Source organism: Cochlodiniinecator piscidefendens, from assembly GCF_011326755.1.
GTDB lineage: Bacteria > Pseudomonadota > Alphaproteobacteria > Rhodobacterales > Rhodobacteraceae > Cochlodiniinecator > Cochlodiniinecator piscidefendens.
The window spans coordinates 1-6,993 of record NZ_JAAOIE010000016.1; the positions used below are offsets into that span (position 1 = coordinate 1).

8 protein-coding genes are annotated in these 6,993 nt (G+C 49.6%); 3 read left to right on the forward strand and 5 right to left on the reverse strand.

The genetic code is table 11. The features are described 5' to 3' along the window. Positions 1–146: 146 nt before the first annotated feature. Both G9C99_RS18210 and G9C99_RS18215 read right to left on the reverse strand, forming a co-directional pair. Positions 147–1,154, reverse strand: a complete 1,008-nt coding sequence (locus G9C99_RS18210; RefSeq protein ID WP_166418970.1) for a replication initiator protein A — start codon at positions 1,152–1,154, stop codon at positions 147–149. A gap of 258 nt (positions 1,155–1,412) precedes the next feature. After that, positions 1,413–2,681 (reverse strand): hypothetical protein, encoded by a 1,269-nt coding sequence (locus tag G9C99_RS18215; protein ID WP_166418971.1) that lies wholly within the window; start codon positions 2,679–2,681, stop codon positions 1,413–1,415. A gap of 290 nt (positions 2,682–2,971) precedes the next feature. Between G9C99_RS18215 and G9C99_RS18220 the strand changes: the two genes are divergently transcribed. Further along, positions 2,972–3,190 carry a hypothetical protein gene (locus tag G9C99_RS18220; RefSeq protein WP_166418972.1) on the forward strand — a complete coding sequence of 73 codons (219 nt, stop codon included), beginning with the start codon at positions 2,972–2,974 and terminating at the stop codon, positions 3,188–3,190. A gap of 49 nt (positions 3,191–3,239) precedes the next feature. Then, positions 3,240–3,968 (forward strand): hypothetical protein, encoded by a 729-nt coding sequence (locus G9C99_RS18225; protein WP_166418973.1) that lies wholly within the window; start codon positions 3,240–3,242, stop codon positions 3,966–3,968. A 203-nt stretch (positions 3,969–4,171) separates the two neighbouring features. Here G9C99_RS18225 and G9C99_RS18230 read toward each other — a convergent pair whose 3' ends face one another. Together G9C99_RS18230 and G9C99_RS18235 are read right to left on the reverse strand one after the other, a co-directional pair. Continuing rightward, positions 4,172–4,459, reverse strand: coding sequence for a type II toxin-antitoxin system RelE/ParE family toxin (locus G9C99_RS18230; RefSeq protein WP_168713349.1), 288 nt, complete (start codon positions 4,457–4,459; stop codon positions 4,172–4,174). Positions 4,460–4,465: 6 nt separating this feature from the next. Next, the gene (locus tag G9C99_RS18235; protein WP_166418974.1) at positions 4,466–5,908 is read right to left on the reverse strand and encodes a hypothetical protein; all 1,443 of its coding nucleotides are present in this window, start codon (positions 5,906–5,908) and stop codon (positions 4,466–4,468) included. Positions 5,909–6,251: 343 nt separating this feature from the next. On the opposite strand from G9C99_RS18235, the gene G9C99_RS18240 reads away from it, so the two are divergent. Then, a complete protein-coding gene (locus tag G9C99_RS18240) occupies positions 6,252–6,551 on the forward strand; it encodes a type II toxin-antitoxin system RelB/DinJ family antitoxin (protein WP_166418975.1) in 300 nt (99 codons plus the stop codon). On the opposite strand, the gene G9C99_RS18245 is transcribed toward G9C99_RS18240, so the two are convergent. After that, a partial coding sequence (locus G9C99_RS18245) for a MerR family transcriptional regulator (RefSeq protein ID WP_205859901.1) occupies positions 6,548–6,993 on the reverse strand: 446 nt, incomplete at its 5' end. The genes G9C99_RS18240 and G9C99_RS18245 overlap by 4 nt on opposite strands.

Sequence of the window (6,993 nt, forward strand, 5' to 3'; positions counted from 1 at the left end):
TGGCTCTTTGGATGGTGGCTTTATTTTTACCAGTAGCCGCTGCAGCTTTTGAAAGTGTGTATTTCATGCTGTTGCGCCGTTGTTGCGTATTGTTGCATTTTCTCGTTGCGCAACGAGTTGCGCTGTTGCGTTGAGGGAGTTCATCTTCATCTTAGTGCTTCCTGTTTGTTGCAGTAGGCAACAAATGCGGCACCTGCATTTTGTGGTGGGTTACCCTTGCCAGTCGCTTCGTGCGCAAAGTCCATCCAGTTTGCGCGGAGGGCGTGATAGTCCCAGCCCTTTTCCCGCGCAATTTCGCGAGCTTTTTCCTCGGCCCATTCTGGAAGAACGATGTCCGCTGCAATGGTCACGCGCTGTTGGCGCGGCCGGAAAATAACCAGATCGTCAGAGGTCAATTCCAACCTGTAGAAGGGCAGGTGGTCACCCTCGATGATTTGGCGAATGTTGAGGCGAAATTTCTTTAACGGGGCGTTGCTACCTGTTTTATCTTGGAGCTTGGCTAAATTGATGTGCCAGCGCTTCTGGCTACCGCAGTGTTTGCGGGCAATCTCATAGATGCGGCGCTCGAGCGGTCTGCGGAGACGGAAGTAATCCTCTGAAATACTAACAACTTCGTTTGCTTCAATCGCACGCATGAACCAATCGGACAGGACAACCTCGCAGTAGTCGAGCCGCCATTCGCCTTCTTCGCGCATCACATATCCGCCTTCATCAATCAGGCTGAATATGCGGACTTCCTTTTTGTTCCCCGTGCGTATGCTGGTTTTGAACTGTGTGCCTTGCAAGCGTTGAAAAGCCTTTTCAACGCGTTTGTATTCACGCCCGTCAGTGTTGCGGTTGGTCGCCATCATCAGTTCTCGGGCGCTGAATCTGACCCGCTTCCCGATTTCTTCTCCACGGTTCTTCCGGTGCATCAGCTGACTGATACAAAAAATGAGGATGTCTTTGTCTTTGATGGAGGGCAACCCAAGGCCGGATGGGATAATCTCAAGGCTATTTTCGCCGCTTTTGTAGAGCAGGTGGCGCATGTCTGGTTTGGTCGCCAGCGAGAACATTGGGTGTTCCATCGAGGCGGTATCATCCTTTGGAACAACATCTGAGATGTCGAGGATGAAAAAGTCTTTCTGAGGGTGTCGATCGGGTAAAAGAGGCATATCCCACCTTAGCCGATGTTCGTGTTATCGGGAACCAAAAAGTTCGTGCTATCAGGAACCCTCTTTTGAGCACTGACCGTTCGTGCCTTTCGGAACCAAAGTTCGTGCCTTTCGGAACCAAAGTTCGTGCCTTTCGGAACCCAGACGTGGCTTTTGGTTATATGGGACAGGCCTCTGCGGAATTGGTAACACTACTCCGTAGGTAACATCTTTAACACTAGAGGTTTCTGTGGATAACTTTCATCGCAGCGCATGTTCTCACAAACTATGCCCACGCCCAGTATCACGATCTGGCACTTCATAATCATCGTCGCGCTCGCTGATATCGCAATCATGCTGAGAAACAATATCAGGAGCCGTCAGGCCCAGATTGCGTTCGTGGCGAGTGACTTCCTGTTCGGCATTGGAAGGCCACGCAATATGTCGGTCCATTTCAGGTTCGTCCGGTCGCAGCATGTGTTTTACAGCAATCTCGATCTTTGCGAAGAGCGCACCGCAATGGGCAACGACAGCAGATAGGTGCATCCGATCAGTTTGAGACGGGAAGGTCTCTTTTCCATTTTCGTATCGGTCGTTGGCAGACTGATCAACGGACATACCAAATCTTATCGCCAGATTCATAATTCGTTCTGCACCCGACCGGATTGCGTTGATGTAGGGCCACGGGTCAGTCCATTCACGCGCATTGGGTACATCAATCAGCGTCATAGGCCCCTCAGGAGGTTCATAATCGCTTCCCAGAGCTTTGTGACGGCTGATCTCAACCTTGAGCGTTAGGAGGTCGCTGAGGTCTTCCATATCGTGATGGTGCATGTCCGCCTGCTGAATGGCCTCCCTGAGCGTCTCAGGGGTCTCAGAGAGGCTATCACGGGCTTTATCCATGACTGCCCCATAGGTTTCCGGCGACATGTGCTGACGGGCTGTAATTTCCTTTCGGGTGCCGCGCACGATTTCGCTGTCCAGATTGTCCCGCGCCCAATCAGCCCAAGAGGTCTGCAAAGCCGCGTATTCGTTTCGTTCACCAGCTGCACCTTTCAGCTCGGTCAAAGCCTTCTGGGTGGAGATCACAGGTTTGCCGCGACTTTCCCGAACTGGCGAGATCATCAGGTCCACCACAGCCCCACCCCGTTCATCGAGGTCGAGACGGGCGCCAAATACAGCACCGTCCCCAGCCCAACTTTCCGCCCAGGCTTTTGCTTGGTCGAAAAGTTGTTGGTTGTGCGGATTGTTGGCGTCGTGCAGGTCGCCGGCTTTTTCCACCCACTCAGGGGAGACGACACAGAGGGCCTGCATACACAGCGGCGCACCTTTGCGCTCCCCAGCACCCATCTCGGCTTTGTGCGCTTTGAAGGCGGCGAGGTAGTCGCGGTCAGTATCGGCCTTGGACCACGCGAGGGCATGACCAGCCTCAGCCCCTTCGCGGACCCGTGCCTTGCCCGTCTCGTCGTGACGTTCGGCATGGAGTGTGGCCCCGCGCAGTTGAGCGATGGAGGTGATCTTGTTGACACGGATTGCAGCTTTGAACATGGCGGAACGGTAGCAAGGAAGAAAGAAATTGTCACATCAATTGACAACCCACTAGGCAATTGTCTTCGACCCGCTCCGCTAATTGCCATGGACCAGAGGTGCTACGCCCTCTTGGATCACCTGCTAACCGCCGTTTAATTGATGAAGTTGTCATGAGAGTAACAGGCTATTTGTACCTCAAAATCTTGACATGTGGTAGATTACCACATATCTTACTTAGTGCTTGGTCATGGTGGCTTTGCAGGCTGTGCTGTGCCTGACAGTATAATTTGGTTGCAAGGAAAAGTGTGATGGCAAAGCTTAAGATAGCTATCGACAACGACATCGACTACCTCGTCCTCAGCGCTGAAGCTGCTGCTTTCGGCTACTCTGCCGAAGTGAAGCTGAAGGTGAAGAGAACTGGTACTACCGGTGCCGTTTCCACGCTCCCTGCCCCCGATGTGTTCGATTTGCCGTCTGACCAGCATGAAGAGATTCATGTTGTGCCAGAAGACGGTGGTGAAGAGTAAATCTGGGTAGGGGTAAACCAAAGGCTTTCGGTAGATAGGAATGAAAACCATGGAATATACATTTGACCCAAATGGGACTGGATCTTGGGATTTTCGCATCAACCGGAGGTCTTTGGGGTGCTGGATTTCCAAATACATCGTTCGTCGTGTGGAGACGATACGCATAGTAAGGGAATGGTTTACCATGACCTTTGAGCATGTCTTTTACGCCGTCGAGATAGCGATGCATCGTGCAATCATTGTAGTAGGAGGTAACCGTGAAATGGTTTCTCAACCAAAAGGCATATCGCCAACCTTGGTAAAAGAAGGAAAGCGAGTATCCGGCGAAAGCGCGGATACTGCTGGGTACAAACTACATCTGGCGATGGATAAGGCATCCTACACCCAGTTGGTTTGGCTCAAGGGTGCCTTGCAGGCTGCGTCATTTGGAGAGGTTCTTCGTAGAGCGTTAAATGCATACGAGATCTTTGATCCTGATGATCTGTCTGAGGAGAGTGGCATTAGTTCTGACCGCGCCAAATCTCCTGTGCCTGCTGCAGACATTAAACATCTGTATATCGTCATTCCGCATGGAATGAAGGAACAGTTGGATGATGAGAAAACTGTGGAAGGTCGGGCATACGCTGACACGATCCGTCGTGCCTTGTGTGTGCTTACCCAACTAGTCAGAGAACGTGCGAAACTTGTCGCTAAAGTAGAGAAAGGAGGAAACAATAATGATCGAGAAAATCAACAAACTGGTAATCATATCAATCCAGTTCTTCTTGCTTCGCTTTAAGTCAGCGAATGTGGTTCAACACCGCATAGCTGACGTTAGTTAAGCACTAAATACTGAGCCCCTTGGAGAAATCCGAGGGGCTTTTTCATTGAAGGCTATACTGATAAATTTGGGAATAATGCATACACATTAAGTTTGAGGCACACTGTCCATTTAGTGAACGGCCTCTCCGCTACATGAGGGAGAGGCCGCTACATTTCTTTTTAAGCCTGAGGCCATTGTTGTGCTGAATGAAGCACACGCAAGACTGTCACAGCGTTCACATTCGCTGCGTAAACCACGATATAGTTTGGGCGCACGACCATTTCGCGTGTGCCTTCGACGCGGCCGGTCCGATACATCTTTGGGTTGTCTGGCAAGCGAGACGTTTTGTCCTCGATCTCATCTTTGAGAGCTTGGGCGGCGTCTGGATTGTCGTCTGAGATATAATCCACGATTTCTAGCAGGTCGGCGATAGCTGTCGCTTTCCAGTTAAGATCTACTTTAATCATTTGCCATCATCCCTGCTTCTTCAGCCGCTGTTCTTCGAAAAGCGCATTACGGAACTCACGAACAGAGAACTCATATGATGATGGATCTTTCGAAATTTTCTGAGGATCCCACTTAGCCATGTTCATAACTAACTGGTATGATTCAGCTATTTTACTGAGATTTCTTTCAACAAATGCTTTTGGATCTTTTACGGCCCAACGAACCAGCCCGTGCTCGACTATCAGCAATCCTTTCAGCCCGTAAATGAGGGGCACAATCAGCCCTTCAGGATAATTGTTGCTTACATCATTGCGGTAGAACGGCGTCTTTGGTTGAACAGATGTGTATCCTTGGACGTCCTTTCCACTCGACTGTGCAGCCTGCCGTTTCTCGGGGTCGTAAATCTTTACGATAGGATTCGAGGCAAATCGCCGTTTTCCATTTGCATTGTAAGCCTTCGGAAAGTCAGCGTAAATTTGATCATAGAGTGCAGGTAAATCTGCAAGGATGCCAAATGCGCTGAGTACTCCAGCATGCTTCAGTTCACGCTGCGGGCCTTGTTTTTTCTTAGTGACCTCATCCAGAGACATCAGCTCTTCAAATCGTTTCGAACATTCTGCCTTGTTCCGGTAGGTGTTCTGAGGAGACACGCTAATGTTAGTGGGTAACGAAGACTCGTCGGTCAGCTCATTAAGTGGAATCCAAGCGAGAGCGATCAAATCGCGGATCTTGATTGGGCGTTTTTCAGTTTCATCTTCCCAACTGTTAGGCTTCCATTCTACGCGTGCAGAAAATTCTGGAGACACACTGTCTTTGATAGCGTCATAGAAGCCCTGCTTGTTTGACTTTGCTTCCTGCGGCAACTGGGCATTGTTGTTACGTGCCTCGCAGACTTCAAGGAGGGGCATCATAAAAGCGTCTGCGTCGTCATCTTCGAAACCGGTCGGCACCAAAAGCTCCACTGGAACAAGAAAATCAAAGTCATTCTTCCGCTTTTCGATTTCTTTGCGATAATCGTCCCATTGGGTCTTCATGTCGTCCCAAGACTTGATCCGCTTCCAGTCCCGATCTTCCATGATATCGCGAAGGACGAAGAGGCCAATAGCCAGCATATTATGCCCACCATCAAGAATGCCTTCGATAGTAGAATCTTCAAAACGCAGCCGGAAGCGACTGCGTTGAAGCTCTTCGTAGTGAGCCGTGCCTAGTAGGATCCCCTTCGATTTGAAACGAAAGAGTTCTGGTGTTGTATTGAGCGTGTTGAGGATATCATCCACAACAGAATTTCGCCGCGAAGAGCGAGGGTTTGCGGCCAATCCAGCGTTATCAAATAGTGGAAATAGATTTTTTGCAGCTACAAAACCAACTAACCGTTTAATCGGTATTTCGTCGATGTTTTCTTCTTTTGAGGAAGGCTGCGCCGCAACATTTGAGAAGCGGATAACGATATCGTCTTTTTTATAGGTCATAGGAAGCTCCATTTTAACCATTACAGGTGATGGAGAAGTTCCTAGAGAGCCAACCGCTAAACGATTGAAATCCTTACATTCAGGTTTTCACCCTATATCAAGATCGCTTCCTATCCAGGAAGCCAATTTCCAGAAACCACTCCAGGTTTCACGCCGCCATTTTTCAACAGCAACTCGCGTCATATAGTGATGATTGGGTCATTTGTCAAGGTTTACAGGTAAATAAGAGGAGAAGCCTCGTGCTGCAGATAGTGAAATGCGCTCTGATTATCTAAGGAGGATTGTATTTAAATGGTTGAGTGTGTATCTCAATTGAGATACACAGAGACATAGGAGGACAGATATGCCCGCTCAAACTTCAATGCTTCACGTTCGTGTGGATGACCAACTCAAGGCTCAGGCGTCTGACGTTCTCGCTGGTGTAGGTCTAACGCTCTCAGATGCAGTGCGGATTCTGTTAACTCGCGTTGCATCGGAAGGTGGATTGCCAGCAGGTTTAACTGCTGATCCGGATGCTTATGACGCTTGGTTCCGCGCCAAGGTGCAGGAAGCTCTGGATGATCCGCGCCCCTCGGTTTCTCACGCAAAGGCGATGCAGGAAGCGCAGGCGCTAATTGACGAAAAGCGGCGTGCTCGACCTTAGCTCCGCTTCCAAGGCAACCAGCCCCGCTTTTGGGGAGCTGGTAGTAATGCTGCAACGCGATCCTCAGATCTATCGAGGCGTTTTCTCAAATCGTCAATTGTAGCCTGCATTTGATCACGTTCGCGCATGCGTTCTGTTTCCAGTAATTCCAGTTTTAGCTGCGCTGTTTCACTATGATTATCATGGTGTTGCGAGATGTTGCTAATGTCTTGTTGCGCAACGAGTTGCGCCGTTGCGGGGTATACGCGATGTAATTCTGATGGGTCGATCTCATAAGCCCCCGAAAAATTTTTTGCAGCAGAAATTTTCCCATTTTTTATGGCTCTTTGGATGGTGGCTTTATTTTTACCAGTAGCCGCTGCAGCTTTTGAAAGTGTGTATTTCATGCTGTTGCGCCGTTGTTGCGTATTGTTGCATTTTCTCGTTGCGCAACGAGTTGCGC

Bases quoted from the DNA above. Each gene is read 5' to 3' on its own strand.
- G9C99_RS18225 (WP_166418973.1), top strand. From the start codon at position 3,240: ATGGAATATACATTTGACCCAAATGGGACTGGATCTTGGGATTTTCGC.
- G9C99_RS18240 (WP_166418975.1), top strand. From the start codon at position 6,252: ATGCCCGCTCAAACTTCAATGCTTCACGTTCGTGTGGATGACCAACTC.
- G9C99_RS18235 (WP_166418974.1), bottom strand. From the start codon at position 5,908: ATGACCTATAAAAAAGACGATATCGTTATCCGCTTCTCAAATGTTGCG.
- G9C99_RS18215 (WP_166418971.1), bottom strand. From the start codon at position 2,681: ATGTTCAAAGCTGCAATCCGTGTCAACAAGATCACCTCCATCGCTCAA.
- G9C99_RS18230 (WP_168713349.1), bottom strand. From the start codon at position 4,459: ATGATTAAAGTAGATCTTAACTGGAAAGCGACAGCTATCGCCGACCTG.
- G9C99_RS18220 (WP_166418972.1), top strand. From the start codon at position 2,972: ATGGCAAAGCTTAAGATAGCTATCGACAACGACATCGACTACCTCGTC.
- G9C99_RS18210 (WP_166418970.1), bottom strand. From the start codon at position 1,154: ATGCCTCTTTTACCCGATCGACACCCTCAGAAAGACTTTTTCATCCTC.